Source organism: Streptomyces sp. NPDC033229, assembly GCF_055576875.1.
The window spans coordinates 73,540-94,193 of sequence record NZ_JBVIQR010000007.1 but is presented as its reverse complement, the minus strand read 5'-3'; the positions used below and the strand labels follow the sequence as shown (position 1 = coordinate 94,193).

14 protein-coding genes are annotated in these 20,654 nt (G+C 72.2%); 6 read left to right on the top strand and 8 right to left on the bottom strand.

Annotation, left to right across the window (positions count from 1 at the left end; genetic code table 11):
- Positions 1 to 179: 179 nt before the first annotated feature.
- Positions 180 to 605 (bottom strand): Rieske (2Fe-2S) protein, encoded by a 426-nt coding sequence (locus ACZ53N_RS08905; RefSeq protein WP_469140242.1) that lies wholly within the window; start codon positions 603 to 605, stop codon positions 180 to 182.
- Positions 606 to 746: 141 nt separating this feature from the next.
- Between ACZ53N_RS08905 and ACZ53N_RS08900 the strand changes: the two genes are divergently transcribed.
- Entirely contained in the window at positions 747 to 1,694 is a 948-nt protein-coding gene (locus ACZ53N_RS08900) for a carbohydrate kinase family protein (protein ID WP_469140241.1), read from the top strand.
- A gap of 324 nt (positions 1,695 to 2,018) precedes the next feature.
- Here the strand turns inward: ACZ53N_RS08900 and uvrA are convergent, their stop codons facing one another.
- Entirely contained in the window at positions 2,019 to 5,096 is a 3,078-nt protein-coding gene (uvrA, locus tag ACZ53N_RS08895; protein ID WP_469140240.1) for an excinuclease ABC subunit UvrA, read from the bottom strand.
- A gap of 247 nt (positions 5,097 to 5,343) precedes the next feature.
- On the opposite strand from uvrA, the gene ACZ53N_RS08890 reads away from it, so the two are divergent.
- The 3 genes from ACZ53N_RS08890 (at position 5,344) to ACZ53N_RS08880 (ending at position 8,314) form a co-directional block, all read left to right on the top strand.
- Positions 5,344 to 6,042 carry a maleylpyruvate isomerase family mycothiol-dependent enzyme gene (locus ACZ53N_RS08890; RefSeq protein ID WP_469140239.1) on the top strand — a complete coding sequence of 233 codons (699 nt, stop codon included), beginning with the start codon at positions 5,344 to 5,346 and terminating at the stop codon, positions 6,040 to 6,042.
- Between the two features lie 9 nt (positions 6,043 to 6,051).
- Positions 6,052 to 6,708 (top strand): MBL fold metallo-hydrolase, encoded by a 657-nt coding sequence (locus tag ACZ53N_RS08885; protein ID WP_469140238.1) that lies wholly within the window; start codon positions 6,052 to 6,054, stop codon positions 6,706 to 6,708.
- 274 nt (positions 6,709 to 6,982) lie between these two features.
- Positions 6,983 to 8,314: an MFS transporter gene (locus ACZ53N_RS08880; RefSeq protein WP_469140237.1), complete on the top strand. Its 1,332-nt coding sequence runs from the start codon at positions 6,983 to 6,985 to the stop codon at positions 8,312 to 8,314.
- A gap of 163 nt (positions 8,315 to 8,477) precedes the next feature.
- On the opposite strand, the gene ACZ53N_RS08875 is transcribed toward ACZ53N_RS08880, so the two are convergent.
- The 4 genes from ACZ53N_RS08875 to uvrB all read right to left on the bottom strand — a co-directional run bounded on the left by ACZ53N_RS08875 (position 8,478) and on the right by uvrB (position 14,602).
- Entirely contained in the window at positions 8,478 to 9,464 is a 987-nt protein-coding gene (locus tag ACZ53N_RS08875; protein WP_469140236.1) for a TerC family protein, read from the bottom strand.
- Positions 9,465 to 9,641: 177 nt separating this feature from the next.
- Positions 9,642 to 11,609, bottom strand: a complete 1,968-nt coding sequence (locus ACZ53N_RS08870) for a TerD family protein (RefSeq protein ID WP_469140235.1) — start codon at positions 11,607 to 11,609, stop codon at positions 9,642 to 9,644.
- A 116-nt stretch (positions 11,610 to 11,725) separates the two neighbouring features.
- Positions 11,726 to 12,304 carry a TerD family protein gene (locus tag ACZ53N_RS08865; protein ID WP_130877228.1) on the bottom strand — a complete coding sequence of 193 codons (579 nt, stop codon included), beginning with the start codon at positions 12,302 to 12,304 and terminating at the stop codon, positions 11,726 to 11,728.
- 165 nt (positions 12,305 to 12,469) lie between these two features.
- Positions 12,470 to 14,602, bottom strand: a complete 2,133-nt coding sequence (uvrB, locus tag ACZ53N_RS08860) for an excinuclease ABC subunit UvrB (RefSeq protein ID WP_469140234.1) — start codon at positions 14,600 to 14,602, stop codon at positions 12,470 to 12,472.
- A 217-nt stretch (positions 14,603 to 14,819) separates the two neighbouring features.
- Between uvrB and ACZ53N_RS08855 the strand changes: the two genes are divergently transcribed.
- Positions 14,820 to 15,755: a glycerophosphodiester phosphodiesterase gene (locus tag ACZ53N_RS08855; RefSeq protein ID WP_469140233.1), complete on the top strand. Its 936-nt coding sequence runs from the start codon at positions 14,820 to 14,822 to the stop codon at positions 15,753 to 15,755.
- A gap of 67 nt (positions 15,756 to 15,822) precedes the next feature.
- Positions 15,823 to 16,419, top strand: coding sequence for a methylated-DNA--[protein]-cysteine S-methyltransferase (locus tag ACZ53N_RS08850; RefSeq protein WP_469140232.1), 597 nt, complete (start codon positions 15,823 to 15,825; stop codon positions 16,417 to 16,419).
- Between the two features lie 37 nt (positions 16,420 to 16,456).
- On the opposite strand, the gene ACZ53N_RS08845 is transcribed toward ACZ53N_RS08850, so the two are convergent.
- Together ACZ53N_RS08845 and ACZ53N_RS08840 are read right to left on the bottom strand one after the other, a co-directional pair.
- Positions 16,457 to 17,656, bottom strand: a complete 1,200-nt coding sequence (locus tag ACZ53N_RS08845) for an SWIM zinc finger family protein (RefSeq protein WP_469140231.1) — start codon at positions 17,654 to 17,656, stop codon at positions 16,457 to 16,459.
- Positions 17,653 to 20,553 (bottom strand): SNF2-related protein, encoded by a 2,901-nt coding sequence (locus tag ACZ53N_RS08840; protein WP_469140230.1) that lies wholly within the window; start codon positions 20,551 to 20,553, stop codon positions 17,653 to 17,655. Before ACZ53N_RS08840 ends, ACZ53N_RS08845 begins: the two co-directional genes overlap by 4 nt.
- Positions 20,554 to 20,654 lie beyond the last annotated feature (101 nt).

Genomic DNA, 20,654 nt, shown 5'->3' with positions numbered 1-20,654 from the left:
TGGGGGGAGGGGGGGTTCCCCTTGGGTCTTTGGTGCCTTCCTGGGTGTTACCCCTGGGATGCCTCCGCACGGGCTCCTGCACCCCCCCCCCCCCCCCCCCCCCCCCGTCCGGCGCTTGAGGACACCGCCGCGCGGCGGTGGTGCACCCACGTGATCCACCCACCGGGCCCCTGGGGCCGTCAGGCGTCGGGGCCCGCGATCAGCTTGCCGTCGGCGGCCTTGACGGGGACGGCCGGCAGCGGGGCGCCCGCCGGGCCCTGGATCACCTTGCCGGTGGCGGCGTCGAAGAGGCTGCCGTGGCACGGGCAGTGGATCTTGCCGTCCTCGATCTTGTCGGCCACACAGCCCGCGTGCGTGCACACCGCGCTGAACGCCTTGAACTCGCCCTTGGCGGCCTGGGTGACCACCAGCCGCTGCTCCCGGTAGAGCCGCGACCCGCCGACCGGGACCTCCGAGGACGCGCCGAGGTCCACCGGGGCGGTGGGCGTCGGGGGGCCCTTGGGCGTCGATTCGCCGCCCCCGCAGGCCGCGGCGCCGAGCCCGGCGGCACCGGCCAGCGCCGCTCCTCGCAGCACGGTACGGCGGGAGGCTGGCTGGCTGGTCATGGCGGGGCTCCAACGGCTGAGCTGCGAAGAGGACGCCTTGACGATACCGGCACCCTTTCGTCCGCTTGCGACGTGGCAGGCTTGGGCACCCGCACCCGTATCGGCCTCGCATCGGCCTCGCATCGGAAAGGACGCCCTCCCGTGATCGTCGTAGCCGGAGAAGCCCTGATCGACCTGGTGCCCGGCGGTGCCGGGGGCGACGGCGACCTGCCGGCGCTGCTGCCGCGGCGCGGCGGCGGCCCGTACAACACGGCGGTCGCGCTCGGACGGTTGGGCACCCCGACGGCCTTCTGTTCCCGCGTGTCGACGGACGGCTTCGGCGAGGCCCTGCTGGACGGCCTGCGGGCGGCGGGGGTGGACGTCGCATGGGTACGGCGTGGCCCCGAGCCCACGACGCTCGCGGTGGCGGCCGTCGGAGCGGACGGGTCGGCGGGCTACCACTTCTACGCCGACGGCACGGCGGACCGCCTGTTCGAGCTGCCGGGGCCGCTGCCGGACGAGGTCACGGCCCTGTGCCTGGGAACCTGCTCGCTGGTCCTGGAGCCGGGGGCGAGCGCGTACGAGGCACTGCTGCGGCGGGAGGCGGGGCGCGGGGTGTTCACCCTGCTGGACCCGAACATCCGGCCCGGACTGATCCCCGACGCCGACGCCTACCGGGCCCGCTTCCGCTCCTGGCTGCCGCAGGTGTCCCTGCTCAAGTTGTCCGTGGAGGACGCCGGGTGGCTGGGCGGTTCGGCGCGGGAGTGGCTGGCGGCGGGACCGGCGGCGGTGGTCCTCACGGACGGCGCGGCGGGACTGTCGGTCCTCACCCGCGACGGGGAGCGGTACTCCGTGCCGGCGGCGGCGGTCGGGGGCGGGGTCGTGGACACGATCGGCGCCGGTGACACGGTGAACGCGGCGCTGCTGCACCGCCTCGCGGAACACGGCGCGCTGTCGCCCGCCGCCGTGCCGGAGCTGACGGGGGCGGACTGGCTCGACATCCTGGCCTTCGCCGCCCGCGCGGCAGCGATCACCTGCTCCCGTGCGGGGGCGCAGCCGCCGTACGCGGCGGAGCTTTGCGGTAGCCCCGCGGTGGAGCAGGACGGGTAGCGGCCACCACGGTGGGGGCCTGGCTGCGACCTCGCCGCCGTCTGCGGCGGTAGCGCCCTGCGGGCGCGTCCTCGAACTCCCCCGGCTACCGCTGGGAGGTGCCCCCGGACGGGCTGGTTTTGGCTGGGCTCAGCCAAACCAGCCCGTCCGGCGTTTGAGGACACCGCCGCGCAGCGGTGGTGCAGCCCCCGTGCGCCGCGGTCCCCCGGATTCGCGGGCATCGTTACGCCGTAGCCGCTGCTGCCGACCGGACGCGGGCCGGCCCCGCCCCGGGCGTCCGGGGACGCTCGGGGCGGGGCCGGAACAGCGCGTACGCGGCCGCGCTCAGGCGCGCGGTGCCCGCGTGGCCGTCTTCTTGACCGCGGCCTTCTTCGCCGTCGCGGTCTTGGCCGTCGCCTTCTTCGCCGTCGCCTTCTTCGCCGTGGCCTTCTTGGCTGCCGCCGTCGTCGTGACCGTCGCCTTCGCGACCCCGGTCTTCCGGACCGCCGCCGACGCGGTCTTCTTCGCCGGGGCCTTCCGGCCGCCGTTGCCGCGCGCCTTGGTCACCGACGCGTCGCTCACGCGGTCGCCCAGCAGCTCACGCAGGAACTTTCCGGTGTGGCTGCCCGGGACGGAGGCGACCTCCTCGGGGGTGCCCTCGGCGACGACGAGGCCGCCGCCACTGCCGCCCTCCGGGCCCATGTCGACGACCCAGTCCGCCGTCTTGATCACATCGAGGTTGTGCTCGATGACGATCACGCTGTTGCCCTTGTCGACCAGCCCGGACAGCACCTTGATCAGCTTGCTGATGTCCTCGAAGTGCAGACCGGTGGTGGGCTCGTCGAGCACATAGACCGTGCGGCCCGTCGATCGCTTCTGCAGCTCGCTCGCGAGCTTCACCCGCTGGGCCTCGCCACCGGAGAGCGTCGGCGCGGACTGGCCGAGCCGGACGTACCCGAGCCCGACCTCGTGGAGCGTGCGCAGGTGGCGCGCGATGGTCGGCACGGCCTCGAAGAAGTCCAGCGCCTCCTCGATGGGCATGTCCAGCACCTCGGCGATGGACTTGCCCTTGTAGTGCACCTCCAGGGTCTCCCGGTTGTAGCGCGCGCCGTGGCAGACCTCGCACGGCACGTACACATCCGGCAGGAAGTTCATCTCGATCTTGATGGTGCCGTCGCCGGAGCAGTTCTCGCAGCGGCCGCCCTTGACGTTGAAGGAGAAGCGGCCGGGCAGATAGCCGCGGACCTTCGCCTCCATCGTCTCCGCGAAGAGCTTGCGGACGTGGTCGAAGACGCCGGTGTACGTGGCCGGGTTGGAGCGCGGCGTACGGCCGATGGGCGACTGGTCGACGTGCACGACCTTGTCCACCAGCTCGTCGCCGTCGACGCGCGTGTGCCGTCCGGGGACGGTCCGCGCGGCGTTCAGCTCACGGGCCAGGTGGGTGTAGAGGATGTCGTTGACCAGCGTCGACTTGCCCGAACCGGACACCCCGGTGACGGCCGTGAGCACGCCGAGCGGGAAGGACACGTCGATGTCCTGGAGATTGTTCTCGCGGGCGCCGCGGACCGTCAGGCGGCGGCCCGGATCCACCGGCCGGCGGGTCTCCGGCATGGCGATGGACTTCTTGCCGACGAGGTACTGCCCGGTCATCGACTCCTTGTTGGCCAGCAGCTCCTTCAGCGGGCCGCTGTGCACCACCTTGCCACCGTGCTCGCCCGCGCCCGGGCCGATGTCGACGACCCAGTCCGCGACCTTGATGGTGTCCTCGTCGTGCTCGACGACGATCAGGGTGTTGCCCATGTCGCGCAGGCGTACGAGCGTCTCGATGAGGCGGTGGTTGTCGCGCTGGTGCAGGCCGATGGACGGCTCGTCCAGGACGTAGAGCACGCCGACGAGGCCGGAGCCGATCTGGGTGGCGAGCCGGATGCGCTGGGCCTCGCCGCCGGAGAGGGTGCCCGCGGCCCGGTTCAGCGAGAGGTAGTCCAGGCCGACGTCGACCAGGAAGCGCAGCCGCTCGTTGACCTCCTTGAGCACCCGCTCGGCGATCTTCTTCTCGCGGCCGGTGAGCTTCATGTCCCGGAGGAAGTCGGCGCACTCGCTGATCGACATCGCGGCGACCTCCGCGATGGACCGCTCCTGCACGGTGACCGCGAGCACGATCGGCTTGAGCCGGGTGCCCTCACAGGTCGGGCAGGGCACCTCGCGCATATAGCCCTCGAAGCGCTCGCGGCTGGAGTCGCTCTCCGCCTCCGAGTGCCGCCGCTTCACGAACGGCACCGCGCCCTCGAAGGACGTGGTGTACGCGCGCTCACGCCCGTAGCGGTTGCGGTAGCGGACCTCGATCTGCGTCTTGTGGCCGTGCAGCAGCGCCTTCTTGGCCCGCTGCGGGAGCCCCGCCCAGGGGATGTCCATGCGGAAGCCGAGCTCGTCGGCCAGGGCGCCGACCAGGCGGCTGAAATAGTCCTTGGTGTGGCCGTGGGACCAGGGGTTGATCGCGCCCTCGTCGAGCGACTTGTCCTCGTCGGGGACGATCAGCTCCGGGTCGACCTCCATGCGGGTGCCGATGCCGGTGCAGTCCGGGCAGGCGCCGAAGGGCGAGTTGAAGGAGAAGGAGCGCGGCTCCAGCTCCTCGAAGGACAGGTCGTCGTACGGGCAGTAGAGGTGCTCGGAGTACATCCGCTCACGCTCGGGGTCGTCCTCGGCGAGATCGACGAAGTCGAGGATGACCATGCCGCCGGAGAGGCCGAGCGCGGTCTCGACCGAGTCCGTCAGACGGCGCTTAGCGCTGTCCTTGACGGTGAGGCGGTCGACGACCACCTCGATGGTGTGCTTCTCCTGCTTCTTGAGCTTGGGCGGCTCGGAGAGCTGGATCGTCTCGCTGTCGACCCGGGCGCGGCTGTAGCCCTTGGTCTGGAGGTCGGAGAAGAGATCGACGAACTCGCCCTTGCGCTCGCGCACCAGCGGCGAGAGCACCTGGAAGCGGCTGCCCTCGGGCAGCTCGAGCACCCGGTCGACGATCGCCTGCGGCGACTGCCGGGAAATGGGCCGCGCGCACTCGGGGCAGTGCGGCTTGCCGATGCGGGCGAAGAGCAGGCGGAGGTAGTCGTAGACCTCGGTGATGGTGCCGACCGTCGAGCGCGGATTGCGTGAGGTCGACTTCTGGTCGATGGAGACAGCCGGGGACAGGCCCTCGATGAAGTCCACATCGGGCTTGTCCATCTGGCCCAGGAACTGGCGTGCGTAGGAGGAGAGCGACTCGACGTAGCGACGCTGCCCCTCGGCGAAGATCGTGTCGAACGCGAGGGACGACTTGCCCGACCCCGAAAGTCCGGTGAAGACGATGAGGGAGTCACGCGGAAGGTCGAGCGAGACGTTCTTGAGGTTGTGCTCGCGAGCGCCACGGACGATAAGACGGTCTGCCACGCCGGTCGGCACCTTTCTTGAGAGTCGGCTCCGGGGAGCTTCCGAGGAGCTGCGGGGGGAGTCACCGCCCCTCGATCCAGAGTACGGGGGGCCACTGACAAGCGAGGGTCGGGCGAGGACCGGCCGCCGGATCGGCGCGGCCCCGCGGTGTCGTCAGCGACGCCTCGACCATATAGCACGTACATTCGATTTAGGGGCGGGATCGGACACCTTCACCCGAAGGTGTGGCCCGGCTATCGTCGGCGGCATGATTGATCATGTGCACGACCTCGCCGCTGTACGTGAGGCCACCGACCGCCTGCTCTCCGCGATCGGCGACCTGGACAACGCGGCCGTCGCCGAGCCGTCACGGCTTCCCGGCTGGACCCGTGGCCACCTCCTCGCCCATCTCGCCCGTAACGCGGACGCCCTCGTGAACGTCCTGGAGGGCCGCCCCATGTACGTGAGCGGCGAGGCCCGCGACGCCGACATCGAGCGGGACGCGCCCCGTCCGTTCGACGTGCAGCTCGCCGACCTGCGCGACAGCTCCGCCCGCTTCCTGCGGACGGCCGACGTGCCCGCGGACTGGAGCCGCACGATCGAGATGCGCAACGGCGTCACCGACTCCGCCGCGCGCGTCCCCTTCCGCCGCCTCGTCGAGGTCGAGCTGCACCACGTCGACCTCGGCATCGGTTACGAACTGACGGACCTGCCCGAGGAGTTCACCGCCCGGGAGATCGAGTTCCTCACGGAGCGCTTCACCGGCAACCCCGGCGTCCCCGCGTTGAGGCTGAGCGCGACCGACGGAAAGCACGGCGGAACGCAGTGGTCCACCGGCCGGATCGAGGGTGAGCCCGTCTCCGTCTCCGGCCCCGCGGCGGCACTGATGGGCTGGCTCGCCGGACGGTGCGACGGCTCGGTTCTCGAAACCGGTGGCGCCCCGCTGCCCGCGCTGCCTCCGCTATAGGGTGATCCCATGACGTACAGCGGAGCGGTAGAGGTCGGCGGACCTGCGGATGTACACGAGTTGGCCGATCTGATGATCTCCAAGGTCGCGGTCGGCCCCATGAACAACAACGCCTATCTGCTGCGATGCCGGGCGACGGACGAGCAGCTGCTGATCGACGCCGCCGCCGAGCCGCACACCCTGCTCGCCCTGATCGGCGACAGCGGCATCGCCTCCGTGGTGACGACCCACCAGCACCCTGACCACTGGGGCGCGCTGGCCGAGGTGGTGGCCGCCACCGGCGCCCGTACCCACGCCGGCCGTTACGACGCCGAGGGCATTCCGGTGCCGACGGACGTGCTCGTCGAGGACGGGGACACCATCCGGGTCGGCCACGTGGAGCTGACGGCCCGCCACCTCGTCGGCCACACGCCGGGCAGCATCGCGCTCGTCTACGACGACCCGCACGGCCACGCGCACGTCTTCACCGGAGACTGCCTCTTCCCCGGCGGGGTGGGCAATACGCACGACGACCCCAAGGCGTTCGCCAGCCTCCTCGACGACGTCGAGACCAAGATCTTCGGCGCTCTGTCCGACGAGACCTGGGTCTACCCGGGCCACGGTAACGACACCACGCTGGGCGCCGAGCGCCCGCACCTCGCGGAATGGCGCGAGCGCGGCTGGTGACGCCGCCCCGGCCTGACGGCCGGGCGAACGCACAGAGTGAAAACGTTGAACGGTAAGGACCGGCGGCCATGGCCGCCGGTCCTTACCACTCTGCGCTGCCCGAGGGGGCGGCAGCGCGGAGGTACCGCCAGGGGAAGGCGGCGCCGGGCCGCGAACGGGGGGCGGAGGGGCGGAGACCACCGTCATTCCGACGGACCGGCCGATATCCGCCGCGCCCCGCGCCACGCTCCCCCACGCCCCGTTGCCTGCCATCTCCATGGAAGTTGGGCACTACATGCAACGAGACCGTTCCCAGAGTTCACCGTCCATGTTCCGGCTGGCGACCGCCTCGCTGGCCGGTACCGCCATCGAGTTCTACGACTTCTTCGTCTACGGCACGGCCGCGGCGCTCGTCCTCGGCCCGCTCTTCTTCCCCACCGTCTCACCGCTGATCGGCACGCTCGCCGCCTTCGGCACCTTCGGCGTCGGGTTCCTCGCCCGCCCGCTCGGCTCCATTCTTTTCGGCCATATCGGTGACCGCCACGGGCGGCGCCCCGTCCTCATCGCCTCCCTGCTGCTGACGGGCTTGGCGACGGTCGCGGTCGGCCTGGTGCCCACCTACGACAGCATCGGCATCGCCGCCCCGGTGCTGCTGCTCGTCCTGCGCTTCGTCCAGGGCATCGGGCTCGGGGGCGAGTGGGGCGGCGCGGTGCTGCTGACCGCGGAACACGCGCCTGCCGACCGCAGGGTCCTGTGGTCGAGCTTCCCGCAGATCGGCCCCTCCGTGGGCTTCGTCCTGGCCAACGGTCTGACGCTCTCCCTGTCGGCCACGCTCACCGACGCGCAGTTCCTGTCCTGGGGCTGGCGGGTGCCGTTCTGGGCCGCGGGCCTCCTGGCGGCGGCCGGACTGCTGCTGCGCACCCAGCTCAGCGAGACGCCGGCCTTCCAGGAGCTGGCCGCCAAGGAGACCCGTGCCTCGCTGCCGCTGGCCGAGCTCGCGCGCGGCCACTGGCGGCTCGTCCTGCTGACCGCCGGCGGCCTCGCGGCGGGTTACGCCGTCTTCTACACGGTCACGACCTGGTCGCTCTCCTATGCCACCGAGACGCTCCACGTCGACCGCACGGTCATGCTCGCCTGCATCATGGTCGCGGTCGCCGCCCAGGGCGTGGCCACCCCGCTGGCCGCCCTGCTCGGCGACCGCTACGGGCGCCGCCCGCTGTGCCTGATCGGCTGCACCGCCATGGCGCTGTGGATGGTCCCCCTGGTGGCACTGCTGCAGACCGGCCGACCGGTGCTGATGCTGGTGGGCTTCGTCGTCGCGATGCTGGCCTTCACCGCCACGTTCGCCGTCACCGGGGCCTATCTCCCCGAGCTCTACGAGCCCCGGGTGCGCTGCACGGGCGCGGCCGTCGGCTACAACCTGGCGGGCGTCCTGGGCGGCGCCCTCACGCCGATCGTGGCGACCGCGGCCTCCCAGGGCGACGGACCGCCCTGGGCCGTCGCCGGTTATCTGACCGCGATCGCCCTGCTGAGCCTCGGCTGCTTCGCGCTGCTGCCCGACACCCGCCCGGCTCCGGCGACCCCGGGCCCGGGCCCGGGCCCGGCTGCGGAATACGCTCCCGCGTAGGGCTTGGCGACCGGTCAAGCGCCGGACGGGCTGGTTTGGCTGAGCTCAGCCAAACCAGCCCGTCCGGGGGCACCTCCCAGTGGTAGCCGGGGGAGTTCGAGGACGCGCCCGCAGGGCGCTCGCCGCCGCAGGCGGCACGGAAGCCCCGGCCGAGGAACCGGCCCTAGACCAGGCTGCTGTCCCTGTCCTCGGACGGCTCCGCCGCCTCCCGCTTCTTGGAGGCGTAGAGGCTGGTGACGGTCGTGACGATCAGCACCGCGCAGATGACGCCGAGCGAGACCGGGATGCTGATCTCTGGGACGCCGACGCCGTTCTCGTGCAGGGCGTGCAGCACGAGCTTGACGCCGATGAAGCCGAGGATGATCGACAGCCCGTAGGAGAGGTGCACCAGTTTCCGCAGCAGGCCGCCGATCAGGAAGTACAGCTGGCGCAGGCCCATGAGGGCGAAGGCGTTGGCGGTGAAGACGATGTACGGGTCCTGGGTGAGGCCGAAGATGGCCGGGATCGAGTCCAGGGCGAACAGCACATCGGTGGTGCCGATCGCCAGCATGACGATCAGCATCGGGGTCATTAGGCGCTTGCCGTTCTCGACGACGAACAGCTTGGTGCCGTGGTACTTGTCGGTGGACGGGAAGCGCTTCTCGACCATCTTCAGGAAGCGGTTCTCCTCGAACTCCTCTTCCTCCGCGTCGGCGCGCGCCTCCTGGATGAGCTTCCAGGCGGTCCAGATGAGGAAGGCGCCGAAGATGTAGAAGACCCAGGAGAAGTTGGCGATGATCGCCGCGCCCGCCCCGATGAAACCGGCCCGCAGGACGAGGGCGATCAGCACCCCGACCATGAGCACGCGCTGCTGGTAGATCGGCGGCACCGCGAACTTCGCCATGATCAGGACGAAGACGAAGAGGTTGTCGACGCTCAGGGACTTCTCGGTGATAAAGCCCGCGAAGAACTCACCGGCCGGCTGGCCGCCGCCGAAGAACAGCAGCCCCAGCCCGAAGAGTCCCGCGAGGACGATCCAGACCACGGTCCAGATCCCGGCCTCCTTGATGGAGACCTCATGGGGCTTGCGGCCCCCTATGAAGAAGTCGGCGGCGATGAGGGCGCACAGACCAAGAATGGTCAGCACCCACAGGGTCAGGGAAACGTCCACTGTTCCTCCGGCACTCTGTACGGCAACTACCAGCGTCGTCGCTGCCGGAGGAACGTGCACCCGCGCTCGGTCCACGGGCCTTTCCTCCGTACAAAAACAGTACAGGAAGACCCAAGAAACAGTAAAGAAATCCCCAAAATCCCTGGTCAGATGCTGTTTACTGAGTGCGGCCGTGTGCTAGAGCCCGTACGCCCGCCGGGCCTGACCGACCTGCCACAGCACCTGCTGCAGCACCTCGCTCCCGGCGGGAACGAGCGAGGGTTCGTAGGTCCAGGCATGCCCCACCCAGGGATCGGCGAGGTGGTCGGAGGGCACCGGGGTGATCCTCAGCAGGGCACGCCAGAGCGGGTCGAGCACCGGCCCGTACACCCGGGAGTCCTCCCGGTCGGCCACCATCATCAAGTGCACCCCCACCGCCGGGCCCTCGTCCGCGAGGTAGCGCAGCTGGGTGACGGCCCGGTCGTCGAAACCGTGCGGGAAGTCGTTGACGATCAGCAGTTGCTCGCCGACGTCCAGGTCCGGTGGCAGGGAGTCGACGGCCCCGCTGCGGACCGCCATCTGCACGAGGTCGACGCGCCGCGTCAGCCGCGCCAGCAGCGCGGTCACCCCCTGGGCACCGGCCGCCGGAGGCTCCTTCAGCGCCCCGGACTGCAGCAGCGGCGCCAGGGCGGCACCGGCCGACCCCGCCGGGTCGATGACGTGCACCGTGAGGTCACCCACCGGGTAGACGGCCAGCAGTCGCGCGGCGTGCGCGACGGCGGTGTCCATGGCCAGCCGGCGCATCTCGACGGAGTCCACCGGGCCGGCGTCCGTACCGTCCGACCGGCCGCTGTCGATCCACAGCCCGCGCTCCAGCGGCAGCCGCACCAGCATGGGGATGCGCAGATTCGTCCGCTCCGGCAGGCGCAGATCGCCCAGGCGCAGCGCCATCGGGGTCTCCAGCGGCACCTGGTAGCCCTGCCAGACCGGGCTGTCCCAGCAGGCGAAGGCGGGCGGCAGGGCGTGCTCGACGACCTCGGACTCGGCGGCGAGCTGGGCGAGGTCCCGGTCGAGGGCGGCGCGGGCCTGCTCGACGAGCGCGTCCTGCTTGGCGCGCGCCTCCTGCCGGGCGGCGTCGGCGGCGGGCCCGACCCGGGTGCGCGGGTCGGAGAGCACCCGGTCCAGCTCCTGCTCCAGACGGGACTCGGCGAAGTCGACCGCGCTGCGGTACGCGGCGGTGGTGCGGGCCAGGTCCTCGAACATGCCCCAGACCTGGTTGTAGAGCCGCTCGTTCATCGTCCAGCCGCTGGCGTCACCCGCCACGGGCCGGGCGGGCTGCCCGGGCTCGGCCGGCGGGGCGGCGGGCGCGGGCTCCGGCGGCGCCGACGTCCGGCGGCGGGGGTGCTGATAGCTGACGGGGCCGCCCGTGGCCGGGGGCTGCTGCGCCGCCGGGCCGCCCGCACCGCCGTCGCCGGGGGCGGACGTCTCCGGGTCGTGGCCGGGCCGTACGGCCGCCCGGCCGGCGTCCATGGCACTCCCGCCGGACTGTGCCGCGCGGCGCGCGGCGCCCTCCTGCTGGGGCAGGCGGGGCGGCGGTGGGGCGACGGCGCGGGCCATGCCCCCGGCGACGGCCTCGTCGATGGCCTTGGCCGTCTCGGCCGCCCGGGGCAGCCCCTGGTCGGCGAGCATCGCGGCCAGACCCCCCGCGTAGCCCTGGCCGACGGCCCGCACCTTCCAGGCGCCCTGCCGGCGGTAGAGCTCCAGCGCGACGACGGCCGACTCCGTGTCCAGGTCGGTGATGGTGTAGCTGACGACCTCGGCGCCCTCCAGCGAGGTCACGGCGAGGAAGGGCGCCGCCATGTCGCCGAAGCGGGCCGGACCGCCCCCTCCGACGGGCAGGGCGAGCAGCACGTTGACGTGGTGGACGGCGTCCGGGACGGCGTCGAGATCGACGGCCAGCCGGTGGTCGGCCGCCGCCTGGCGGGACACCTCGAGGCCGGGGAGCTGTGGTGAGGCGGGGTGCGCGACCCACGCGGCGTCGGCGACCTTGCCGTTCGCGTCACCGAGGGTGGCTCCGGCCACCACCGGCGTGCCCGCCGAGACCCTGATCTCCAGGCGGCTCTCGGACAGCGGGTGGTTCTGCCCCCGCATCAGCTCGGCCGTCATCGCCGTTCCCCCTTGTTGTGTCGCGCTCGTCGCGCCGCGCTCGTTTGTGCCGACGGGCCCGGCGGAGCTGTCTCCGCCGGGCCCGGTCCTACCGCTGGCTGTCCTGCCGCCGAGCCCTACAGGCTGGCCTGGACCGCCGGGATGAGGTCCTGGAAGGTCCGGCCGTTGGCCGGGGTGCCGATGGCCGTCATCGCCCAGCCGTTGCCCGCGCGGTGCACCTTCGCCATGATCTGCGCGGTGTACTGCCCGCCGCCGTCGAGGGTGTAGCGGGCCAGCTCCTGGCCGGTGGTCTCGTCGACCAGGCGGCAGAACGCGTTCTGCACCTCGCCGAAGGTCTGGCCGGTGAAGGAGTTCACCGTGAAGGCGATCTCGTTGATGTGCACGGGAACGCGCTGCAGGTCGACGAGGATCGCCTCGTCGTCGCCGCCCTGGCCCGCACCGCCGACGCGGTTGTCGCCGGTGTGGCGCACCGAGCCGTCGTCGCTGACCAGCTTCTGGAAGAAGACCACGTCAACGGGCTGCTTGTCGGCGAAGAGCAGCGCCGACGCGTCGAGGTCGATCTCCCTCGTGCGCGACCCGAACAGTCCGCGGCGGGGAGCGGCCTGCCAGCCCAGCCCCATCCGTACCGCGGTCAGGGTGCCCCCGTCGGCCTTCTGCAGGCTGATGCCCTGACCCTTGGACAAGTTGACCGTCACGCGCAGTCCCTTCTCGTTTTTCTCTCGTGTGCCCCGTGACCGCGCGCTCGGCGCGGTCTCCTCCCACGACCCTATGCACTGTCACCGGCCGCGAGCACACCCGAGGAGGGTTTGTGGCGGTCTTGCAACATCTTCCGCCGACACGCCCGGCCGGCGCCCCTCCCGTCAGGCCAGGCCGGCCTCGCGCATCTGCCGCAGCTCCTTCTTCAACTCGCCCACCTCGTCGCGCAGCCGCGCGGCGACCTCGAACTGCAGCTCCGCCGCGGCCGCCCGCATGCGGTCCGTCATGTCCTCGATGAGCTGGGCCAGTTCCGCCGCGGGCCGGTCCGTCGCGACGACCGCCTTGGCCTTGCCCCTGCCCTTGGCCGCCTTGGCGCCCGCCTTGCCGGAGGCGGCCGCGGGAACGGGGGCCTTGCCTCCTTCGGCCTGGCGGTAGCCGGAGCCCAGCAGCTCCTGGGTGTCGATCTCCTCGCGGGCGATCGTGGCGACGATGTCACCGATCTTCTTGCGCAACGGCTGCGGGTCGATGCCCCGCTCCTTGTTGTACGCGATCTGCTTCTCGCGGCGGCGGTTGGTCTCCTCGATGGCCTTCTCCATCGCGGGAGTGACCTTGTCGGCGTACATATGGACCTGACCCGAGACGTTGCGCGCCGCGCGGCCGATGGTCTGGATCAGGGACGTCCCCGAGCGCAGGAAGCCCTCCTTGTCGGCGTCCAGGATGGCGACCAGGGACACCTCGGGCAGGTCGAGGCCCTCGCGCAGCAGGTTGATGCCGACCAGGACGTCGTACTCACCGGCGCGCAGCTCGCGCAGCAGCTCGATGCGGCGCAGCGTGTCGACGTCGCTGTGCAGATAGCGCACGGCGATGCCCAGCTCGAGGAAGTAGTCCGTGAGGTCCTCGGCCATCTTCTTGGTCAGCGTGGTGACCAGGACCCGCTCGTCCTTCTCCGTACGCGTGCGGATCTCGTGCACCAGGTCGTCGATCTGCCCCTCGGTGGGCTTGACGACGACCTCGGGGTCGACGAGGCCGGTGGGCCGGATGATCTGCTCGACGAAGCCGTCGCCTCGGGACAGCTCGTACTTCCCCGGGGTCGCTGAGAGGTAGACGGTCTGTCCGATCCGCTCGACGAACTCCTCCCACTTCAGCGGCCTGTTGTCCATGGCCGACGGCAGCCGGAAGCCGTGCTCGACGAGGGTGCGCTTGCGGGACGCGTCCCCCTCGTACATCGCGCCGATCTGCGGGACGGTGACATGCGACTCGTCGATGACCAGCAGGAAGTCTTCGGGGAAGTAGTCGATCAGAGTGTTCGGCGGGGAGCCGGGCTCACGGTCGTCCATGTGCAGCGAGTAGTTCTCGATGCCGGAGCAGGAGCCGACCTGGCGCATCATCTCGATGTCGTACGTGGTGCGCATGCGCAGCCGCTGGGCCTCGAGGAGCTTGCCCTGCTTCTCCATCCGGGCGAGGGTCTCCGCCAGCTCGGCCTCGATCCCCGCGACGGCCTTCTCCATCCGCTCGGGGCCGGCGATGTAGTGGCTGGCGGGGAAGACGTACAGCTCCCGGTCGTCGGAGATGACCTCGCCGGTGAGGGGGTGAAGCGTGGAGAGCGCCTCGATCTCGTCACCGAACATCTCGATCCGGACGGCCAGTTCCTCGTAGACCGGGAAGATCTCGATGGTGTCGCCGCGCACCCGGAACGTGCCGCGCGTGAAGGCCACGTCGTTGCGTGTGTACTGGATCTCCACGAAGCGGCGCAGCAGCTGGTCCCGGTCGATCTCCTCGCCGACCTTGAGCGGCACCATGCGGTCCACGTACTCCTGGGGCGTACCGAGGCCGTAGATGCAGGAGACCGAGGCCACCACGACCACGTCACGCCGGGTGAGCAGGGAATTCGTCGCGGAGTGGCGCAGTCGCTCGACCTCCTCGTTGATCGAGGAGTCCTTCTCGATGTAGGTGTCCGACTGGGGGACGTACGCCTCGGGCTGGTAGTAGTCGTAGTACGAGACGAAGTACTCGACCGCGTTATTGGGCAGGAGCTCGCGGAATTCGTTGGCGAGCTGGGCCGCGAGGGTCTTGTTCGGCGCCATGACGAGCGTCGGCCGCTGGAGCTTCTCGATCATCCACGCCGTGGTGGCCGACTTGCCGGTGCCGGTCGCCCCGAGCAGGACGACATCCTTCTCACCGGCGCGAATGCGCCGCTCCAGATCGGCGATGGCCGTGGGCTGGTCACCGCTGGGCTGGAAGGGACTGACGACCTCGAAGGGCGCCACCGTGCGTTCGATCTTTGATACGGGCCGCATGAGACCACCGTACGGCCCACCACTGACAACGGCCGGGCTCCGTGCGTTCGGCCCCTGTTTTCCAGGCGAACGGGCGGCGAAGAGCCGGCAAAGGTCTCCGGCTCCGGGTGTCCGGGGCGGCGCGATCGCGTACTTGTCTTCTGTACATCTTTTCCGTAGACACAGGGCCTGGACGCCACCGCGTCCGCGATCCCAGACGCCGCGAGGAGCCCCCCTTATGCGCATCCGCCCCGTCTCCACCGTGACCAGCGCGATTCTCGGGTTGTCCCTGCCCGCCCTGCTCCTCGCCGGCCCGGCCGCGGCGCAGCCCGCCGCCGCGGCGGCCGTCACCCCGCTGCACACCTTCGCGATCGCCCACCGGGGCGTACCGGTCGAAGCCCCGGAGAACACCCTCGCGTCGATCGACAGAGCCGCCGGGCTGGGTATCGAATGGGTGGAGAACGACGTCCAGCGCACCAAGGACGGCGTCTTGATCGTCATGCACGACACCTCCCTGGCCCGGACGACCGACGTCGAACAGCGCTATCCGCGCCGCGCGCCCTGGAAGGTCGCGGACTTCACGCTCGCCGAGATCCAGAAGCTGGACGCGGGCAGCTGGTTCGACCGGCGCTTCAAGGGCGAGCGGGTGCCCACACTGCGGGACTACCTCCGGCGGGTGGACCACAACCGGCAGAGGCTGCTGCTGGAGGTCAAGGAGCCCGGCCTCTACCCGGGCATCGAGGAGCAGCTGGTCACGGAGCTGCGCCGGGCGGGCTGGCTCGACCGGCGGCACGTGGCGCGCAGGCTGGTCGTCCAGAGCTTCGACGCGAACTCCCTGAAGACCTTCCACCGGCTCCGCCCGGACGTGCGGACGGGCTTCCTGGGTGCCCCGAAGGCCGCGGACCTCCGCTCGTACGCGAAGTTCGTCGACCAGATCAACCCGAACCACAAGAGCGTCACCGCCGACTGGGTCAGGGCGGTCCACGCGCTGAAGGGCCCGCAGGGCAAGCGGCTGACGGTGTCGGCGTGGACCGTCGACGACGGCAAGCGGGCGGTGGCCCTCGCGCGTCTGGGGGTGGACGGCATCATCAGCAACGCGCCGCACGTGGTGGAGGAGGCGCTCGACGAGGAATCCGGCGTCATCTCGGCCATGGGTGGCGGGGGCCCGCTCTAGGAGCGCCCGGGGCAGGCGGGAGGCATACCGGGCCGGCGGGGGGAGCGTCCGTTCTACGCTGGATGCTGTGACGGACACCGAAGTGACGGACGTGACCGATGTGACGGGCGCCGGGCGGGCGGCGTGGGCCTGGACCACGGTCGGCACCCGCGTCGGCCCCCTGGGGCTCGCGGCCACGGAGAAGGGCCTGCTGTACGTCGCCTTCCACGCCGACGCGGCGACGGCGGGCGACACGATCGCCCGGCTGACCCGACGCCTCGGCTCCGGCCCCCTTCCGCCGCCCCCGCCGCCCGGTGAGGCGCACGAGGTGCTCGCCACGGCGTCGGCCGAGCTGACGGCGTACTTCGACGGCCGGCTGCGGACCTTCTCCGTCCCGCTGGACTGGTCGCTGACCTCGGGATTCAACCGCCGGGTGCTGCGCGAGCTGGCCGCCCACGTCCCCTACGGCACCCTGGCCAGCTACCAGGACCTCGCCGACCGGGTGGGCGAGCGGGGCGCGGCGCGCGCGGTGGGCATGGCCATGGGCAGCGACCCACTGCCCGTCGTGGTGCCCTGCCACCGCGTCATCGAGAGCAACGGCGGCCTGGGCGGCTTCGGCCCGGGCCTGGAGACCAAGCGCGACCTGCTGGCCCTCGAAGGAGTACTGCCCGAACCGCTCTTCTGAGGCGTTTGCCCGCCACGTACGCCAGTTCGGCACCCCGCTACGCCGCCGACGCCCCGAGGAGCTCCACCAGGGCGCTCACCGGGTCCTCGGTGGCCACCCCCGTCGGCCACCAGACGGGGGTGGCCGACGGGGGGTCGGCCTCGTAGGGGTACCAGCGGCCGTCGTAGCCGTAGCGGAGCTGGATGCCGCGGGCTTCGTCCGTGAGGTGGTTGTGGCGGGGGCGGAGCGGGGGGAGGCCGGCGGCGGTGAGGGTGGAGCGGGCGCGGTCGAAGGGGCCGGCCGGCGGGTCCCAGGGGGTTTCGAGGACGGCCAGGCCCTCCGGGCCGCCCTGGCGCCAGGCGGCCACCGCGCGGGCCACGTCGATGGGCGTGCGGCCGGTGCCCGTCGCGAGGGCGCGGTAGAGGGCACGGGTGGAGGAGGTCAGGCCGGAGGTGGGGTGCGCGGCGGCCAGACGCACCGCGTCCTGCCAGGGGGTGAGGTCCGGGAAGGGCGAGCCACCCGTGGTGAGGAAGGCGTGGGCCCGGGACACCGCGTCCGCGGCGAGGAATTCGAGGAGGCCCGGGTCCAGCGGCAGTCCCTCCGCGTCGGGGAGCGCCGGGGGCCGGCCGGAGTGGGCGGGCACGGGCAGCGGCGCCGGAAGCGGCGGGCGGTGGGCGGCCGTCAGGGCCGCGCGGGCGCTGACCCCGGTGGGCGGGGCGGGTGCTTCCCGGGCCGCGTGGACGGCGTTGCGGCGGGCGAGGTCGTCGAGGAGCTCCCGCTCGTCACGGCCGCGCATCAGCAGCAGCAGGAAGGAGTCGCCGTCCAGCAGCCGGGCCGTCTCGTAGCAGAGGGCTGCCGCGTGCTTGCACGGATGGCCGCGGTCGGGGCAGGTGCAGTGCGGCGACAGGTCACCGGGGCCGGGCAGCAGGCGGACACCCGCGGTGGCGGCCGCGTCGGCCAGCGCGTGCGGCATGCCCTTGTCGAGGAGTGCCGCGAGGTGGTCCGGGTGGACCGCGACGGCGTCCAGGAAGCGGTCCCAGTCGTCGTCGGAGAGCGTCCGGAGCCCGATGCCCGTGCGGTACGGGCGCGAGCGGCTGCCCTCGACCCGGGCCGTGACACGGCCGGGAGCGACCGTGATGTCACGGACATGGCCACCTCGGGCATACGAACGGCCGCGGGAGAGACGGCCCTCGTCGAGGGACATGGTCTCCAGGGCCTCGATCCACGCACGGCCCCACCAGGACGTGGCGCTGGTCATGCCGGTCTCCGCAGGGCCACCAGGTCGGCGAGCTCGGCGTCGCTGAGCTCGGTCAGCGCTGACTCGCCGCCGCTCAGCACCGCGTCGGCCAACGCGCGTTTGCTCTCCAGCATGTCGGCGATGCGGTCCTCGACCGTGCCCTCGGCGATGAGGCGGTGCACCTGGACCGGCTGCGTCTGACCGATGCGGTAGGCACGGTCGGTGGCCTGCTCCTCGACCGCCGGGTTCCACCAGCGGTCGTAGTGCACGACGTGACCCGCCCGCGTGAGGTTCAGGCCCGTGCCGGCCGCCTTCAGCGACAGCAGGAACACCGGCACCCCGCCGGACTGGAACTCGTCCACCAGCTCCTGGCGCCGTGCGACCGGCGTGCCGCCGTGCAACAGCCGGGACGGCACGCCGCGCACCGTGAGGTGGGCGGAGAGCAGCCGGGCCATCGAGACGTACTGAGTGAAGACCAGGACGGAACCGTCCTCGGAGAGGATCGTGTCCAGCAGTTCGTCGAGGAGCTCCAGCTTGCCCGAACGCCCCGTCAGCCGGGCGGCGTCCTCCTTCAGGTACTGGGCCGGGTGGTTGCAGATCTGCTTGAGGTCCGTGAGCAGCTTCATCACCAGGCCGCGGCGCGCCATCCCCGCGGCCTCCTCGATGTGCGTGAGGGTCTCCCGGACGACCGCCTCGTAGAGCGCGGCCTGTTCGCGCGACAGCGGGACCGGGTGGTCGGTCTCCGTCTTCGGCGGCAGCTCCGGGACGATGCCGGGATCGGACTTCCTGCGGCGCAGCAGGAAGGGCCGCACGAGCCGGCCGAGGCGCTCCGCCGCCTCCTCCCGCTCGCCCTGGTCCTCGCTCTCGATGGCCCGGGCGTGGCGGGCGCGGAAGTTCTTCAACGAGCCGAGCAGGCCGGGGGTGGTCCAGTCCAGGAGCGCCCACAGCTCGGAGAGGTTGTTCTCCACGGGGGTGCCGGTGAGGGCGACGCGGGCGGGCGCGGGGATGGTCCGCAGGGCGACGGCGGCCCGGGAGTACGGGTTCTTGACGTGCTGTGCCTCGTCCGCCACGACCAGGCCCCACGGGTGCTCGGCGAGCAGGGCGGCGCTGGCGCGCATCGTGCCGTAGGTGGTGAGGACGAAGCCGCTCGTCATCGCGTCCAGGGCCCGGCCGGTGCCGTGGAAGCGGTGGACGGGGACGCCGGGCGCGAAGTGCTCGATCTCGCGCTGCCAGTTGCCGAGGAGGGAGGCCGGGCAGACCACCAGGGTCGGGGGCATGGTGCCCGCCGACCGCGACGCCCGGTGCAGGTGCAGGGCGATGAGCGTGACGGTCTTGCCGAGGCCCATGTCGTCGGCGAGGCAGCCGCCCAGGCCGAGCGAGGTCATGAGGTCCAGCCAGGCCAGTCCGCGCAGCTGGTAGTCGCGCAGCGTCGCGTGCAGCCCCGGCGGCGGGTCCACCGGCCGCGCCTGGCCGGTGATCCGGTCGCGGAGAGCGGCGAGCGCTCCCGTCGGTACGACCTCGGTGCGCTCGCCGTCGATGTCGGCGGTGCCGGTGAGGGCCACCGACAGGGCCTCGGCGGCGCCCGGCCGGCCGAGGCGGCGTGCCCGCGCCTTGCGGACGAGCGCGGGGTCCACCAGCACCCATTGGTCGCGCAGGCGCACTACGGGCCGGTGCGCTTCCGCAAGGGCGTCCATCTCCCGCTCGGTGAGCGGTTCCCCGCCCAGCGCGAGCTGCCAGCTGAACTCCAGCGCCCGTGCGGTGTCGAAGAAAGCGGGCTCGTCGGACGCGGTGCCCGGTGCCATCCGGACGACCGCCGTGGCGGTCAGCCCGCGGGCGAGCTCCCGGGGCCAGTGCACGGCGATGCCCGCGGCGGACAGGCGCCGCGCGACGGGCCCCAGCAGCTCGTACAGCTCGTCCTCGGTGAGGGGCAGGACATCGGGCACGGGCCGGTCGAGCAAGCGGGCGAGCGGGGGCCAGAGGCGGGCCGCGTGCCGCAGGGCGAGGACCGTGTCGATGCGGCTGCGCGCCCCGAAGTGCTCACCCGCCCGGCCCGCCCACAGCTCGGCCGCGTCGGTGAGCAGGGTCGGGTCGACCAGGCTGTGGACCTGCACGACGACCGTCGCGTGACCGCCCTCCTCGTCGTAGAGGTCGTGCGCTCCCAGATCCAGGCGCAAGGAGATCCGCACCCCGCTGTCGGCGCCGGCCGCGGCTTCGGCGCACCAGGAGCTCAGGGCCGGTGAGCCGGGCGGGCGGGACGGGCGGCCAGGGGCCGCGTAGAGGTCTCCGGCCGCGTGGGCGGCGGCGGGCGTGCGCGGCAGCCGGTCGGTGACGGCGTCGAGCAGCTCCCGCACGAGCCCCTCGGGGGCGGGCAGCCGCAGCGGGCTCGAGCCCGGCACCGGCACCGCGTGGGCCTCGGGCGGCATGGCGGCGGCGATCGCCCGGAGGTGCGTGAGGTCGTCGGCGTCCAGCGGGCCGGCCCGCCAGGCGTCGTGCCCGGCCGGGGTGAGTCCCGGCCGGAAGCGGCCCCGGGCGACGAGGCCCATCGCGTGCAGCACGGCGGCGCCCCAGCACGCGGCCGCCGGGTGCGCGTACGGGTCGTGCCGGGCCCGGGCGAGGAGCGGCACGGCCTGCTCCAGCGGCAGCACGACCGCGGGCACGGTGTGCCGCCGGACGCCGCGCCCATGGGGGCGCACGACCGTGAGCTCGGCGGGCGCCGTCCCCGTCGGGTCCGCCCCGGGCGTGCTCGTCGTCTCCGGCAGGGGGCCGCCGTCCGGGCGCCAGAAAGCGACCGTGGCAGCCCTCGGCGGGTCGGCGGGCAGCAGCACCGCGGCGCAGCGGGCCAGCGGCTCGGTCAGCGGGCCCCCGGGTCCGGCGAAGCCGCGGTCGGCCCATGCCCGCGAGGGCAGTCCCTGTGCCACCCGCCCCTCACCTCACCCGTCTCATGCGACTCACCGCCGCCGCCCTGATCGTGTGATCGCCGGACTTCCACGGCACTCGCCCACGACCAGGACCGAGTCTA